Origin of the sequence: Luteimonas composti (assembly GCF_042678665.1) — a bacterium.
Taxonomy (GTDB): Bacteria; Pseudomonadota; Gammaproteobacteria; order Xanthomonadales; family Xanthomonadaceae; genus Luteimonas; species Luteimonas composti.
On sequence record NZ_JBHTKU010000002.1, the window covers coordinates 772,358 to 785,461 of the forward strand.

Genomic DNA, 13,104 nt, shown 5'->3' on the forward strand with positions numbered 1-13,104 from the left:
CGGCGTGGCCCGGCAGCGGGCCGCCGCGTCCTGGCGTTGTCGGGGCGAAGACCGGGCGACCGACTGCGAGGGGCAGGCGGCGCCGTGCGGCCGGCGGATTCCGGCCGCGGGAGAAGCCGTTGATGGCAGCGAGTCCACGTATGCGCAATGCAATCACCCTGTTTTCGTCCGTCGACGACGTGCTGTGCCACCGGGTGCGGCTGGTCCTGGCCGCGAAGGGCGTCACCTACGACCTGATCCCGGTCGACGCGCAGAATCCGCCGCCCGACCTGATCGACCTCAACCCGTACCACTCGGTGCCCACCCTGGTCGAGCGCGACCAGGTGCTGTACGCGGCCAGCGTGGTCAGCGAATACCTCGACGAGCGCTACCCGCATCCGCCGCTGATGCCGGTCGATCCGCTGTCGCGGGCGCGCCTGCGCCTGGCGATGCTGCGCATCGAGCACGACTGGGTACCCCAGGTGCAGGCGATCCAGTTCGGCGGTCGCCAGCAGGCCGAGGCCGGGCGCAAGCGGCTGAAGGAACTGCTCACCGCCTCGATCCCGCTGTTCAAGGCCAGCAAGTTCTTCCTCAACCCGGAAATGAGCCTGGCCGATTGCGCGATGGCGCCGATCATCTGGCGCCTGCCGGCGCTGGACGTGCCGCTCCCCAAGGACGGCAAGGTGATCGAGGAATACGGCAACCGTATCTTCCGCAACCCCGGTTTCGCCCGCAGCCTCACCCCGCAGGAGCGACACCTGCGCGAGCTGCCGGAGTGATGCCGCCGGGCCGCACGCAGTCGCCTGCGTCCGGCCCGACCCGGAACCTGCGATGTCCGAATCCCCGCCCAGCATGACCAGCCACCGCCCGTACCTGCTGCGGGCGCTGTACGAATGGATCGCCGACAACGGCATGACCCCGCACATCCTGGTCGATGCGCAGCTGCCCGGCGTGCGCGTGCCGCCGCATACGGTCAAGGAAGGCCGGGTGGTGCTCAATATCGCCGACCGCGCGGTGGCCAAGCTCGAGCTGGACAACGAGGCGGTGCGCTTCACCGCGCGCTTCGGTGGCGTCAGCCATCCGGTCGTGGTGCCGGTGTCGGCGGTGCTGGCGATCTATGCGCGCGAGACCGGGCAGGGCATGGCGCTGCCGGAAGATTCCGGCGCCACCGCGCCCCCGGACGACGAACCGACGCCGCCGGACGATACGCCGGGCGAGGACGCGCCGAAGCGCGGCGCGCACCTGCGCGTGATCAAGTAGCCGCGGCGCAGCGACGCCGGCCACGGCGCGCGGCCAGCCCGCTCAGTGCAGGCCCACCACCTGGGTGGCACGCGCCGGGCCGCTGAACCCCACCAGTTCCTCCCCGTGGAGCACCAGCCGGCCCACGTGGCGCTGCATGCCGTCCTCGGAATACTCGAAGCGGAAACTGCGTTCCAGGCCCAGCCGGCCGTCGGCGTGGCGGCGCAGGCGCAGCCCGTTGGCGTGCACGCTCTGGTCCAGCCAGATCACCCCCGCCGCCTGGCAGGCGCTGCGGCCCACGGCCGCGGCACGCTCCGCGGCGGCACGTGCAGAGTTCCACCAGGCGTAGGCGCCCGCGCCGACGATCATCAGGACGATCAGGGTGGGGAAATCGGGCATGGCGGCAATGTGGCGGCGCCGGCCGGCGAATGCAATCGCTGCATTCGCGGCGCGGGCGTCGGGCTCAGGCCGGCGTCGGGCCGAGCTTGAGCGACAGGTCGACCGCGCGCACGTGCTTGGTGAGACCGCCGATGGAGATGCAGTCGACGCCGTCGAGCGCGATCGCACGCAGGCCTTCGAGGTCGACGCCGCCGGACACCTCCAGCGGGATGCGCCCATCGTAGGGCGCGCCGTGGGCGGTCCGTACCGCTTCGCGCCGGGCCTCGGCGTCGAAGTCGTCGATCAGGATCCGGTCGCAGCCGGCCTCCAGCGCCTGCCGCAGTTCCGCCAGCGTCTCGACCTCGACGATCAGCGGCAGGCCCGGCTGCGCGGCGCGTGCGGCGGCGATCGCCGCGGCCACCGAGCCGAACGCCCGCACGTGGTTCTCCTTGAGCATCACCGCGTCGTACAGGCCCATGCGGTGGTTGTCGCCGCCGCCGGTGCGCACGGCGTATTTCTGCGCGGCGCGCAGCCCGGGCAGCGTCTTGCGTGTGTCGAGGATGCGCGCGCCGGTGCCGGCGACCGCGGCGACATGGGCGGCGGTCGCGGTGGCGGTGCCGCTCAGCGTCTGCAGGAAGTTGAGCGATGCGCGCTCGGCGCTGACCAGGGCGCGCGCGCGCCCCTGCAGCGTGGCCAGCACGGTACCGGCGGCCACGCGATCGCCCTCGGCCACGCGCCAGTCGATGCGCACCTGCGGATCGAGTGCGCGATGGCAGGCGTCGAACCAGGGCCGTCCGCAGACCACCGCGTCCTCCTTGCACAGCAGGTAGGCCTGGTCCGGCCCGTCGGGGAGCAGGGCGGCGGTCGCATCGCCCGACCCCACGTCTTCGGCCAGGGCGCGGGCCACGTCGGCTTCCACCTGCCGGGGGTCGGGCCAGGGCTGGAATGGCGTGCGGTCGGACATGGCAGTCCCCTGTTGGAGAAGCCGGCCACGCGCCGGCGCGGGTGTCGGGAAGTCCCGTCGTCGACGGAGCCGGGCGCTGCGCGCCTCAGCCTTTCGGGAAATCCGCGATCTGGCCGGTGGGAATCGCTTCCTCGGCCAGCAGCACCGGGATGCCGTCGTCGACGCGGTAGACCAGCTTTCGGTCGCGCGTGACCAGGGCCTCGCGCAGCGGCGCCGATTGCGCGGCTTCGTCGGCGCGGCGCAGGGTCCCCGCCGCGGCAGCGGCATTGAGTGCGGCCAGGCCGGCGGGATCGAGCAGGGCCAGCGGTTGCCGGCTCGTGGGGCAGACGAGGAGATCGAGCAGCTTGCGGTCCATGGGGGGAAGGCGATCGGATGAACCGCTAGAATACGTCTTTGGGTCCGGGGACACCGCATGTCCGCTTCACCTGCAAGCCCGCTGGTCGGGGTCGTGATGGGTTCGCGCTCCGACTGGGAGACCATGCAGCACGCCGTGCAGAAGCTCGAGGCGCTAGGCATCGCGCACGAAGTGCGGGTGGTGTCGGCGCATCGCACGCCCGACGTGCTGTTCGAGTACGCGGCCACGGCCCAGGCGCGCGGACTGCGCGCGATCATCGCCGGCGCTGGCGGCGCGGCGCACCTGCCGGGCATGCTCGCGGCCAAGACCGCGGTGCCGGTGCTGGGAGTGCCGGTGCAGAGCAGGGCGCTCAACGGCATGGATTCGCTGCTGTCGATCGTGCAGATGCCGGCCGGCATCCCGGTGGCCACCTTCGCCATCGGCCAGGCCGGCGCGGCCAATGCCGCGCTGTTCGCCGCGGCGATGCTCGCCAACGACCAGTCCGCGGTTGCCGCGGCGCTGGCCGCGTTCCGCCAGCGCCAGACCGACGAGGTCGCGGGCGCCGACGATCCGCGCAGGTGAGCCGGGCGATGGCGACGGTCGGCATCCTGGGCGGCGGCCAGCTGGCGCGCATGCTGGCGCTGGCGGGGATTCCGATGGGCCTGCGCTTCGCGGTGCTCGACCCCGCCGAGGACGCCTGCGCCGGACATTGCGCGCCGCTGCAGGTCGGCGCTTATGACGACGCGGCCGCGCTGGCCGCGTTCGCCGCGCGCATCGACGTGGCCACGTTCGATTTCGAGAACGTCCCGTCGGCCAGCGCGGAGCTGTTGGCCGGCCGGGTGCCGGTGCATCCGGGCGCGCTCGCGCTGGCGACCGCGCAGGACCGCCTGGCCGAGAAGACGCTGTTCCGCGAGCTCGGCATCCCGGTGCCGGAGTTCGCCGCGGTCGACACGCGCGAATCGCTCGACGATGCGGTCGCCCGCGTCGGCGTGCCCGCGGTGCTGAAGACGCGGCGCCTGGGCTACGACGGCAAGGGCCAGTTCCGGATCCGTTCGCTGGACGAGGTCGAGGCCGCCTGGCAGGCGCTGGGTGCGCAGGCGTCGACGGTCGGGCTGATCCTCGAGGCCTTCGTGCCCTTCGAGCGCGAGCTGAGCGTGGTCGCCGTGCGCGGCCGCGACGGCGAATTCCGCACCTGGCCGTTGACCCGGAACTGGCACGTCGACGGCGTGCTGTCGGCGAGCCTGGCACCCGCCGCCTGCGACCCGACCGTGGCCGGGCAGGCGCATGCATATGCGCGCCTGCTGGCCGAGCGGCTGGATTACGTCGGCGTGTTCGCGCTCGAGCTGTTCAGCCGCGGCGGCAAGCTGCTGGCCAACGAGATGGCGCCGCGGGTGCACAACTCAGGCCACTGGACCATCGAGGGCGCGGAGACCTCGCAGTTCGAGAACCACCTGCGCGCCGTGCTCGGGCTCCCGCTCGGCGACACCGCGGCGCGGGGGGTGTCCTGCATGCTCAACTGGATCGGCGAGATGCCGCCGGCCGGCCCGGTACTGGCGCAGCCCGGTGGCCACTGGCACGACTACGGCAAGCAGTCCCGCGCCGGGCGCAAGGTCGGCCATGCCACGCTGCGCGCGGACGATGCGCAGGCGCTGGCGCGCGCGCTGCGCGCGGCTGGCGAGGGGCTGGGACGGCAGGCGCAGGTCGCGCCGGTGCTCGACGCGCTCGGCGCCGCGGACGGCTGATCCGCGCGCGGCTACGGCAGCCGCGCCGCCACCACCTTCCAGTCCACCAGCGCCCAGAACGCGGCCAGGTGCTGATCGCGGGCGTCGGCCGCGTCGGCCGGCAGTGCGTGCGGCCACAGGCAGCACGCCAGCAGCGGCGTGTCGGTGCCGGTGAGCGGCGTGGTCGAACGCGGCGTGGCCAGGACCGCCAGGCGTCCGTCGGTGCGTCGCACCAGCCACAGCCAGCCTGGACCCGGCAGCCGCGTCGCCGCGTCGGCGAAGCGCTCGGCCAGCCGACGGTGATCGCCGAAGACCTGCGCGATCGCGTCGGCCAGTGGGCCGCGCGGCTCGCGAGGGGCGCCGTCCGCCGGACGCAGCGCGGCCCAGTGGAATTCCTCAGCCCAGGCCTGGGCCGCGCGCGCGGCCAGGGCGCCGCGCGCCTGGCGGGCGAGATCGGCGAGCGCCGGCGGCGCTTCGGCCGGGTCGGTGTCCGCCCCTGCGCCGAGCAGGGCATTGAGCGCGTCGAGCCCGGCCTGCTGCGCCTCGCGGTGCCGCGCCACCGTCTCTGGCGCGAGATGCGGCGCGAACGCACCCGGTTCGCAGGGCAGCGGCGACAGTTCGATCGGCATGGCGGGGCGTCTGGTCCGGGAGCAGGGCGGCGGGGCGCGGCATACAATACGCAAAACCGAATTTCCGGTGGCGGCCGTCCCGGCCCGCCGCCGCACTGGAGTTGCGTGATGACGCCGCTGGACCGTATCAAGGCCGAAGTCGAAACCCATCCGATCGTGCTGTTCATGAAGGGCACGCCGCAGTTCCCGATGTGCGGCTTTTCCAGCCGCGCCATCGAGGTGCTCAAGGCCGACGGCGCCACCGGGATCCACACCGTCAACGTCCTCGCCGATCCGGAGGTGCGCGCCAACCTGCCGCGTTTCTCCAACTGGCCGACTTTCCCGCAGCTGTTCATCCACGGCGAACTGATCGGTGGCTGCGACATCACGCTCGAGCTGCACGAGAGCGGCGAGCTGGCGCGCATGATCGCGGAAGTCCAGAAGGCGTGAGCGCGGCGTCCGCGACGCCGGAGGGCGCGCTGCAGGGCCGCGTGGTCCTGGTGACGGGCGCCTGCGGCGGCCTCGGCCGCGCGGTGGCGCTGGCCTGCGCCCGGGCCGGGGCCACGCCGGTGCTGCTGGGACGCAGGTCGCGCAAGCTCGAACAGCTGGCCGACGCCATCGAGAACGCCGGCGGCGAGGCGCTGCTGTATCCGCTCGACCTGGAGGGCGCCGCGCCCGACGACTACGCCGAGCTGGCCTCGCGCCTGCGCGAGGGGCCGGGGCGGCTCGACGGCCTGGTGCACTGTGCGGCCGACTTCGCCGGGCTCACCCCGCTCGAGCACACCGACCCGGCCGCTTTCGCGCGGTCGCTGCACGTGGACCTGACCGCGCGCTGGTGGCTCAGCCAGGCCTGCCTGCCGCTGCTGCGCGCCTCCGATGCCGGCACCCTGGTGTTCGCGATCGACCCGGCGCCCTGCACCGCGCCCGCGTACTGGGGCGGTTACGGCATCGCCCAGCACGGGCTGGAGGCGCTGGTGGCCATGCTCGACGCCGAAAACGCCTCCACGCCGCTGCGCGTGCGCGCCCTGCGCCCCGGGCCGATGCGTACGCCGCTGCGCGCCCGCGCCTACGCCGCCGAGGGCGATCGCCTGGCGCGCGATCCGGCGCGCTATGCCGACGACTGCATCGGGCTGCTGGCCTCGCCATGACCATTCTCCAGGCAGCCCTGCTGCTGTTCCTGATCCTGGATCCACTGGGCAACATCCCGGTGTTCCTGAGCCTGCTGCGCCGGCTCGAGCCGCGGCGCCAGCGCGTGGTGCTGGCGCGCGAACTGCTGATCGCGCTGGCGGTGCTGATGCTGTTCCTGTGGGCGGGCAAATACGCGCTCGACGCGATGCACCTGCGGCAGGAGTCGGTGGCGATCGCCGGCGGCATCGTGCTGTTCCTGATCGGCATCCGCATGATCTTCCCGCCGCCGGAAGGCTTGATGGGCGAGATCCCCGGCGGCGAACCCTTCATCGTGCCGATGGCGATTCCACTGGTGGCCGGTCCGTCGGGCATGGCTGCGGTGATGCTGATGGGCAGCAAGGAACCCGACCGTCTGGGCGAGTGGAGCCTGGCCCTGCTCGCGGCCTGGGCGGCGACTTCGGCGATCCTGTTCTCGGCCACCTGGCTGTACCGCCTGCTGGGCGCGCGCGCGCTGACCGCGATCGAGCGCCTCATGGGCATGCTGCTGGTGGCGATCTCGGTGCAGATGCTGCTCGATGGCCTCTCCGGCTACCTGAGGCTGGCCCTGCCGGGCTGATGTTGCATAGCAACAACAAGCACTTGCGCACATCATCTGGATTCGAGATGAAATCCAGCAGGGACAAGGACTTCCATGCCATGACAGCTGTCGTTTCGCTGTCATGTGAAACGGTTAATGTGTTAATCTGAAGTTAACCCTGTCGCCACCCGATCCTTGCCGCGCGCAAAGCGTCGGGGACGCGTACAGGCGCAGCACCGCCACCACGACCACCCCGCATCGAGGCAAACCCATGACCCACCGCAACCGGATCCGACTGTCGAAACTGTCGATCGGTCTGATCGCTGCGCTCGCCGCAGCTCCCGTATTCGCCCAGAGCACCTCCGCCGGCGTCGGCGGCCTGGTGACCGACAGCACTGGCCAGCCGGTCGCGGGCGCGGAAGTCGTCATCACCCACGTCGAGTCGGGCACGGTCAGCCGCGCCACCACCGACGCCAGCGGCCGCTACAACGCCCGCGGCCTGCGCGTCGGCGGTCCGTACGAGATCACGATCACCAAGTCCGGCCAGGGCACCAAGACCGAGGACAACGTGTTCCTGGCGCTCAACCAGGTCAACAACGTCAACGCCGCACTGACCGGCGACGTGACCACCCTGGGTACCGTCACCGCGGTCGGCGTGGCCGGCGGCCTCGACCTGTTCAGCTCGACCAAGATGGGCACGGGCACCAACGTCGACCGCTCCACCATCGAGGCGCTGCCCTCGATCGGCGGCAACATCCAGGACTACATGCGCCTGGACCCGCGCGTGACCTTCATCAACCGCGCCGAAGGCTCGATCTCGGCCGGCGGCCAGAACCCGCGCTACAACTCGATCAGCATCGACGGCGTTTCTGCCAGCGATACCTTCGGCCTGGAAGGCAACAACATGACGACCCGGCGCCAGCCGGTCGCGATGGAGGCCATCGAAGCGATCGACATCAACCTGTCGAACTACGACGTGACCATCGCCGGCGCTTCCGGCGCCAACATCAACGCGGTCACCAAGTCGGGCACCAATGAATTCAGCGGCTCGGTGTACGGCACCTACCGCGACGGCGACTGGTTCGGGGACAACCCCGACGGCGTTCCGTTCAACGGCTTCACCAGCGAAGAGACCTGGGGCGCGACCTTCGGCGGCCCGCTGATCAAGGATCGCCTGTTCTTCTTCGCCAACTACGAGAAGTTCAAGCAGGCCGCGCCGGGCCACGACCTGTCCACCACCGCCTTGGGCCGCCCGCAGCCCGTGATCGACATGGGCGACATCGAGCGCGCGCAGCAGATCGCCGAGGGCTACGGTTTCAATGCCGGCGGCCTGGGCAGCAACGCCGATACCAACCTGGAAGAGTACGCGCTCAAGCTCGACTGGAACATCAACGACAACCATCGCGCCAGCCTGCGCTACAGCAAGCTGGTCCAGGACAAGCTGCGCATCCAGGGCATGGGCTCGTCCAGCGTCTCGCTGAGCTCGTACTGGTACACCCATGAGAAGAGCGTCGAGAGCTACGTCGGCCAGCTGTTCAGCGACTGGACCGACACCTTCTCCACCGAGTTCAAGCTGTCGTTCCGCGACTACAAGGCGCTGCGGGTGACCGACAGCACCGCGCCCAGCATCCGCATCTTCTTCGAGGGCAACGAGGCCGCGCCGACGGGCGATTCGATCTACCTCGGTACCGAGCTCAACACGCACGGTAACGAACTGATGACTGAAACCTGGGACTTCTACGGTGCGGGCACCCTGACCCTGGGCGACCACGACCTGAAGTTCGGCGTGAGCTACAGCGACAACGACATCTACAACTACTACGGCGCCAACAGCTGGGGCACCTACACGTTCTATGGCCTGGACAACTTCGCAGCCGGCCGCTGGAGCACGTACAACCTGAGCGCCGAGACCTCGCCGAACTCGATCCCGGCGGTGTATGCGAACCGCAACCTCGGCCTGTTCGTGCAGGACACCTGGTACGTCAACCCGAACCTGACCCTGACCCTGGGCCTGCGTGCCGACAAGCCGAGCGTCAGCCCGAGCCCGGCCTACAACCGGGAAGCGTCGGAGTACTTCGGCTACGACAACAGCGAAGTGTTCGACGGCGGCTTCCTGCTGCAGCCGCGCCTCGGCTTCAACTACACCTTCGACAGCGAGCTGCCCAGCCAGCTGCGCGGCGGCGTGGGCCTGTTCCAGGGCGATGCCCCGCAGGTGTGGGTCGGCAACAGCTTCAACACGACCGGCTTCAATTACGTTTCGTACAACTACACCGCGTTCGATCCGACCGTGCCGTTCAACCCGGACGGCCTGAACCAGACGCCGCCTGCGGGCCCGGGCGTGCTGCCCACCCAGAACGTCAACTTCGTCGACCGCGACTTCGCGCTGCCGTCGGTGTGGAAGGCCAACCTGGCCTACGACCACGAACTGCCGTGGTACGGCATCGTCGCGTCGGCGGAGGCCATGTTCACCCGCGTCAACGACGGCCTCTACTACAACAGCCTGAACATCGGCGACGTGCCGGTGCCGGGTCGCGGCCCCGTGCCGAACTACATCGGGCCCGACGGCCGCGACATGTACTTCAATCCGGCCGCAAGCGGCCGCGCCTGGACCGGCAGCGACGCGCGCTATGGCCGCGACCCGCGCTTCAACAACGTGTACCTGATCCGCAACACCGGCGGCGGCCGCACCGAGCAGTTCACCTTCAGCCTGGCCAAGCCCTGGTCGGTGGACGGCAACTGGTCGTGGAACCTCGGCTACACCTACACCCACGCCACGGAAGTGGGTCCGCTGACCAGTTCCACCGCCAGCTCCGGCTACAACTACCAGTACGCGTTCAACACGAACGAGGATCTCACCACCCGCTCGCGCTACGAGATCCGCGACCGCTTCTCTGCGTCGCTGAACTGGAAGCATGCTTTCTTCGGCGATTACGAAACCCGCGTTGGCCTGGTGTACGAAGGCCGCAGCGGTCGTCCGTTCAGCTATGTCTTCGTCAACGACGCCAACGGCGATTCGCGCGCCGGCAACGACCTGTTCTACGTGCCGGCCGGCCGTGGCGACGTGCTGTTCGGCAACCTGAGCAGCGCCGGTGTGTTCACGCCCGACGCCGCCATGGAGAACGCGTTCTTCGAGTGGCTGGAGAGCAACCAGGAGCTGGCCCGTTACGCCGGCAGCACGGCACCGGCCAACGGCTTCCGTGCCGACTGGGTGAACACCTTCGACCTGCGCTTCAGCCAGGAACTGCCCGGCTTCATGAGCGGGCACAAGTCCGAGCTGTGGCTCGACATCCAGAACGTGGGCAACCTGATCAACAGCGACTGGGGCCACATCTACGACTACGGCTTCTTCGCCAACAGCCGGGTGGCGACGGTCCAGGGCATCTACGACGGACGGTACGTCTACAACTACCGCTTCGCCGATGCCCCGGCGGTGGCCAACGGCGACGCGGACGGCTTCGACCAGGGCGTGTCGCAGTGGTCGGTCCAGTTGGGCTTCCGCTACAAGTTCTGATCAAGCGCAATCCGTAGTATCGGAACGGCCGGGGCGACCCGGCCGTTTCCGTTTCCGGGGGCGGCTGCGCTACAGTCGCCAGCCTGAAGAGAGAGCAAGAATGGAACAGGCCAAGAATGAAGCGGCAGCGACTTCGCTGCCCGTGGTGAGCGCAAGGATCTATCCCAAGGGCGGTCTGGACGTCCTCTCGCGCGACGAGGTTGCACGCCTCAGGGACGCATCGGCGGGCGGCATGCACGACCTGTTGCGTCGCTGCGCGCTGGCGGTGCTGACCAGCGGCAGCGCCTCGGACGACCCGCGCGCAGCGCAGGAGCTGTATCCCTCGTTCGACATCCAGGTGCTGCAGCACGACCGCGGCCTGCGCATCGACCTGCTCAACGCGCCTGCCATGGCCTTCGTCGACGGCGAGATCATCCGCGGCGTGGCCGAGCTGCTGTTCGCCGTGGTGCGGGACCTGGCCTATACCGCGATCGAACTCGGCCCCGAGTACGCCGAGGACCTGGAAACTTCCTCCGGCCTGACCAACGCGGTGTTCGGCCTGCTGCGCAACGCGCGCGCGCTGCAGCCGGCCGATCCCAACCTGGTGGTCTGCTGGGGCGGCCACTCGATCGGGCGCGAGGAATACCAGTACACCAAGAACGTGGGCTACGAGCTGGGCCTGCGCGGCCTGGACATCTGCACCGGCTGCGGTCCGGGCGCCATGAAGGGGCCGATGAAGGGGGCGACCATCGCCCACGCCAAGCAGCGCAAGCGGCGGCCGCGCTATATCGGCATCACCGAGCCGGGGATCATCGCCGCCGAGTCGCCGAACCCGATCGTCAACGAGCTGGTGATCATGCCCGACATCGAGAAGCGCCTGGAGGCCTTCGTCCGGCTCGGCCACGGCATCATCGTGTTTCCCGGCGGCGTCGGCACGGCCGAAGAGATCCTGTACCTGCTCGGCATCCTCCTGCGCGAGGAGAATGCGGGCATCCCGTTCCCCTTCATCCTGACCGGCCCCACCGCCTCGGCGCCGTACTTCGAGCAGATCGACCAGTTCATCCGCCTGTCGCTGGGCGAGGCCGCCGCATCGCGCTACGAGATCATCGTGGCCGATCCGGAGAAGGTGGCCAAGCGCATGACGGCGGGCATCCGCAAGGTTCGCGAATACCGCATCGCGCACAAGGATTCGTTCTTCTTCAACTGGGGCATGGCGATCCCGCTCGACGTGCAGCAGCCGTTCGTGCCCACGCACGAGGCGATGGCCGCGCTTGACCTGCGCCACGGCCGCCGGCCGCAGGACCTCGCCGCGGACCTGCGCCGCGCGTTTTCCGGAATCGTCGCCGGCAACGTTAAGGAGGACGGCATGCGCCGGGTTGAGGAGTTCGGGCCGTTCCAGATCCACGGCGACCAGGACATCATGCAGGCGCTGGACGCGCTGCTGCGCGCCTTCGTCCAGCAGCGTCGCATGAAGATCTCGGGCGAGTACCGGCCCTGCTACCAGGTGATCGCCTGAGGACAGCGAGCGACCGATCCGGGCGGTGCCGACTCCGATGGCGCGTCCCGGATCCGATGTCGCCGGCCGGGACGCCGGCGCGGAACTAGCCCGGCAGCGGGAGGGTCAGGGTGGCGATGTGTTCGCCATCGGCTTCGGAGACCTCCACGCCGCCCTCGCCCCCGGTGAAGACCTGGATGCGCGAGCGAACCGCGCTGAGTCCGATGCCATGGCCGCCAGTTGTCCGCGACCCACCCACCGGCAGCGAATTGCGCACGTCGATCGCGATCGCGTCGGGTGTGCTGCGCAAAGACACCGCGACGTGGCCGCCGCTGCGACTGGGCTCGATGCCGTGCTTGATGGCGTTTTCCACCAGCGGCTGTATCGACAAGGGCGGAATGGGAAGCCTGGCGAGGTCGCCGGACTCTTCCGCGATGTCCCAATGTACCTCCAGCCTGTCGCCGAAGCGCAGGCGTTCTATTTCCAGATACCGCCGGGTCAGGGCTAGCTCCTCCGCGAGGGAAACATGTTCCTGCCCTGAAATCGCGGCCCGGAACAGATCTGACAGGTCCAGAAGCAATCGTTCGGTCGCCTGTGGGCGGGCATGCACCAGCGCGATGCCGGTATTGAGGGCGTTGAACAGGAAATGCGGGCGGATCCGAGCCTGCAGGGCATCGACTTCAGCCTGCTTGGCCCGTACCGCGAGCCGGCGGGCGTGCCATTGTGCCTGGAACACGGCCAACGCCAGCAGCCCCACCGTCAAGGACATCAGCGTGATCTGGGCGGTGAACGTCGGCCAGCCCGCTGCCGGGTCGATTCCGAGCCCCGGGAGAACCAGATACGCCATCCCTGCGATCAACCAGGTGCTGAGCAGGAGGGATGCCAGCCCCGCCTTGGCGATCAACGGCGGGGAGGCGCGCATCAGCCATCGCCTGGTCAGGTAGAGCAGGCACAGGGACGTGATGAAGACCCACTGAATTGCGAAGGACGCCAGGCCGAAGTAGGCGAGGCGTCCCGCGTGTCCCGGCGCCAATGCCAGCACCGCTGCCAGCGACTCGCCGGCCAATACGATCCAGAGCAGCGTACGTGGCTGCCAGAGCAGGTCCAACGGGCGGGGACTGGCGTGGGGCGAATGCATCGGTGCGGCTTCCAGGTACGGGCACCGGGGAGGACATGGTCGAGTGTAGCCAT

At 69.7% G+C, this 13,104-nt stretch carries 14 protein-coding genes; 9 read left to right on the forward strand and 5 right to left on the reverse strand.

Annotated features, from left to right (window positions below):
• Positions 1-122: 122 nt before the first annotated feature.
• A complete protein-coding gene (locus ACFQ2D_RS08235) occupies positions 123-758 on the forward strand; it encodes a glutathione S-transferase N-terminal domain-containing protein (protein WP_280943355.1) in 636 nt (211 codons plus the stop codon).
• Positions 759-810: 52 nt separating this feature from the next.
• A complete protein-coding gene (locus ACFQ2D_RS08240) occupies positions 811-1,239 on the forward strand; it encodes a ClpXP protease specificity-enhancing factor (protein ID WP_280943356.1) in 429 nt (142 codons plus the stop codon).
• Between the two features lie 42 nt (positions 1,240-1,281).
• On the opposite strand, the gene ACFQ2D_RS08245 is transcribed toward ACFQ2D_RS08240, so the two are convergent.
• From ACFQ2D_RS08245 to ACFQ2D_RS08255, 3 genes are all read right to left on the reverse strand, one after another.
• Complete coding sequence (locus ACFQ2D_RS08245; RefSeq protein WP_280943357.1) at positions 1,282-1,617, reverse strand: DUF3301 domain-containing protein; 336 nt, start codon at positions 1,615-1,617, stop codon at positions 1,282-1,284.
• A 64-nt stretch (positions 1,618-1,681) separates the two neighbouring features.
• Positions 1,682-2,560, reverse strand: coding sequence for a carboxylating nicotinate-nucleotide diphosphorylase (nadC, locus tag ACFQ2D_RS08250; RefSeq protein ID WP_280943358.1), 879 nt, complete (start codon positions 2,558-2,560; stop codon positions 1,682-1,684).
• Positions 2,561-2,645: 85 nt separating this feature from the next.
• The gene (locus ACFQ2D_RS08255; RefSeq protein WP_280943359.1) at positions 2,646-2,915 is read right to left on the reverse strand and encodes a Trm112 family protein; all 270 of its coding nucleotides are present in this window, start codon (positions 2,913-2,915) and stop codon (positions 2,646-2,648) included.
• Between the two features lie 57 nt (positions 2,916-2,972).
• On the opposite strand from ACFQ2D_RS08255, the gene purE reads away from it, so the two are divergent.
• Positions 2,973-3,476: a 5-(carboxyamino)imidazole ribonucleotide mutase gene (gene purE, locus ACFQ2D_RS08260; RefSeq protein WP_280943360.1), complete on the forward strand. Its 504-nt coding sequence runs from the start codon at positions 2,973-2,975 to the stop codon at positions 3,474-3,476.
• 8 nt (positions 3,477-3,484) lie between these two features.
• Positions 3,485-4,636, forward strand: coding sequence for a 5-(carboxyamino)imidazole ribonucleotide synthase (locus ACFQ2D_RS08265; protein ID WP_280943395.1), 1,152 nt, complete (start codon positions 3,485-3,487; stop codon positions 4,634-4,636).
• Between the two features lie 11 nt (positions 4,637-4,647).
• On the opposite strand, the gene ACFQ2D_RS08270 is transcribed toward ACFQ2D_RS08265, so the two are convergent.
• The gene (locus ACFQ2D_RS08270) at positions 4,648-5,244 is read right to left on the reverse strand and encodes a Fe-Mn family superoxide dismutase (RefSeq protein ID WP_280943361.1); all 597 of its coding nucleotides are present in this window, start codon (positions 5,242-5,244) and stop codon (positions 4,648-4,650) included.
• 108 nt (positions 5,245-5,352) lie between these two features.
• Here ACFQ2D_RS08270 and grxD point away from each other — a divergent pair, with 108 nt between their 5' ends.
• The 5 genes from grxD to ppnN all read left to right on the forward strand — a co-directional run bounded on the left by grxD (position 5,353) and on the right by ppnN (position 11,934).
• A complete protein-coding gene (grxD, locus tag ACFQ2D_RS08275) occupies positions 5,353-5,673 on the forward strand; it encodes a Grx4 family monothiol glutaredoxin (RefSeq protein ID WP_280943362.1) in 321 nt (106 codons plus the stop codon).
• On the forward strand, positions 5,670-6,371 hold the full coding sequence (locus ACFQ2D_RS08280; RefSeq protein WP_280943363.1) for an SDR family NAD(P)-dependent oxidoreductase: 702 nt from the start codon (positions 5,670-5,672) through the stop codon (positions 6,369-6,371). Before grxD ends, ACFQ2D_RS08280 begins: the two co-directional genes overlap by 4 nt.
• Positions 6,368-6,967: a YhgN family NAAT transporter gene (locus tag ACFQ2D_RS08285; protein ID WP_280943364.1), complete on the forward strand. Its 600-nt coding sequence runs from the start codon at positions 6,368-6,370 to the stop codon at positions 6,965-6,967. Before ACFQ2D_RS08280 ends, ACFQ2D_RS08285 begins: the two co-directional genes overlap by 4 nt.
• Positions 6,968-7,199: 232 nt before the next feature.
• Positions 7,200-10,439 carry a TonB-dependent receptor gene (locus tag ACFQ2D_RS08290; protein WP_280943365.1) on the forward strand — a complete coding sequence of 1,080 codons (3,240 nt, stop codon included), beginning with the start codon at positions 7,200-7,202 and terminating at the stop codon, positions 10,437-10,439.
• A gap of 100 nt (positions 10,440-10,539) precedes the next feature.
• Positions 10,540-11,934 (forward strand): nucleotide 5'-monophosphate nucleosidase PpnN, encoded by a 1,395-nt coding sequence (gene ppnN, locus ACFQ2D_RS08295; protein ID WP_280943366.1) that lies wholly within the window; start codon positions 10,540-10,542, stop codon positions 11,932-11,934.
• A gap of 85 nt (positions 11,935-12,019) precedes the next feature.
• Here the strand turns inward: ppnN and ACFQ2D_RS08300 are convergent, their stop codons facing one another.
• On the reverse strand, positions 12,020-13,021 hold the full coding sequence (locus ACFQ2D_RS08300; RefSeq protein WP_386795582.1) for a sensor histidine kinase: 1,002 nt from the start codon (positions 13,019-13,021) through the stop codon (positions 12,020-12,022).
• Positions 13,022-13,104 lie beyond the last annotated feature (83 nt).

Bases quoted from the DNA above. Each gene is read 5' to 3' on its own strand.
- ACFQ2D_RS08235 (WP_280943355.1), top strand. From the start codon at position 123: ATGGCAGCGAGTCCACGTATGCGCAATGCAATCACCCTGTTTTCGTCC.
- ACFQ2D_RS08240 (WP_280943356.1), top strand. From the start codon at position 811: ATGTCCGAATCCCCGCCCAGCATGACCAGCCACCGCCCGTACCTGCTG.
- ACFQ2D_RS08245 (WP_280943357.1), bottom strand. From the start codon at position 1,617: ATGCCCGATTTCCCCACCCTGATCGTCCTGATGATCGTCGGCGCGGGC.
- nadC (WP_280943358.1), bottom strand. From the start codon at position 2,560: ATGTCCGACCGCACGCCATTCCAGCCCTGGCCCGACCCCCGGCAGGTG.
- ACFQ2D_RS08255 (WP_280943359.1), bottom strand. From the start codon at position 2,915: ATGGACCGCAAGCTGCTCGATCTCCTCGTCTGCCCCACGAGCCGGCAA.
- purE (WP_280943360.1), top strand. From the start codon at position 2,973: ATGTCCGCTTCACCTGCAAGCCCGCTGGTCGGGGTCGTGATGGGTTCG.
- ACFQ2D_RS08265 (WP_280943395.1), top strand. From the start codon at position 3,485: ATGGCGACGGTCGGCATCCTGGGCGGCGGCCAGCTGGCGCGCATGCTG.
- ACFQ2D_RS08270 (WP_280943361.1), bottom strand. From the start codon at position 5,244: ATGCCGATCGAACTGTCGCCGCTGCCCTGCGAACCGGGTGCGTTCGCG.
- grxD (WP_280943362.1), top strand. From the start codon at position 5,353: ATGACGCCGCTGGACCGTATCAAGGCCGAAGTCGAAACCCATCCGATC.
- ACFQ2D_RS08285 (WP_280943364.1), top strand. From the start codon at position 6,368: ATGACCATTCTCCAGGCAGCCCTGCTGCTGTTCCTGATCCTGGATCCA.
- ACFQ2D_RS08290 (WP_280943365.1), top strand. From the start codon at position 7,200: ATGACCCACCGCAACCGGATCCGACTGTCGAAACTGTCGATCGGTCTG.
- ppnN (WP_280943366.1), top strand. From the start codon at position 10,540: ATGGAACAGGCCAAGAATGAAGCGGCAGCGACTTCGCTGCCCGTGGTG.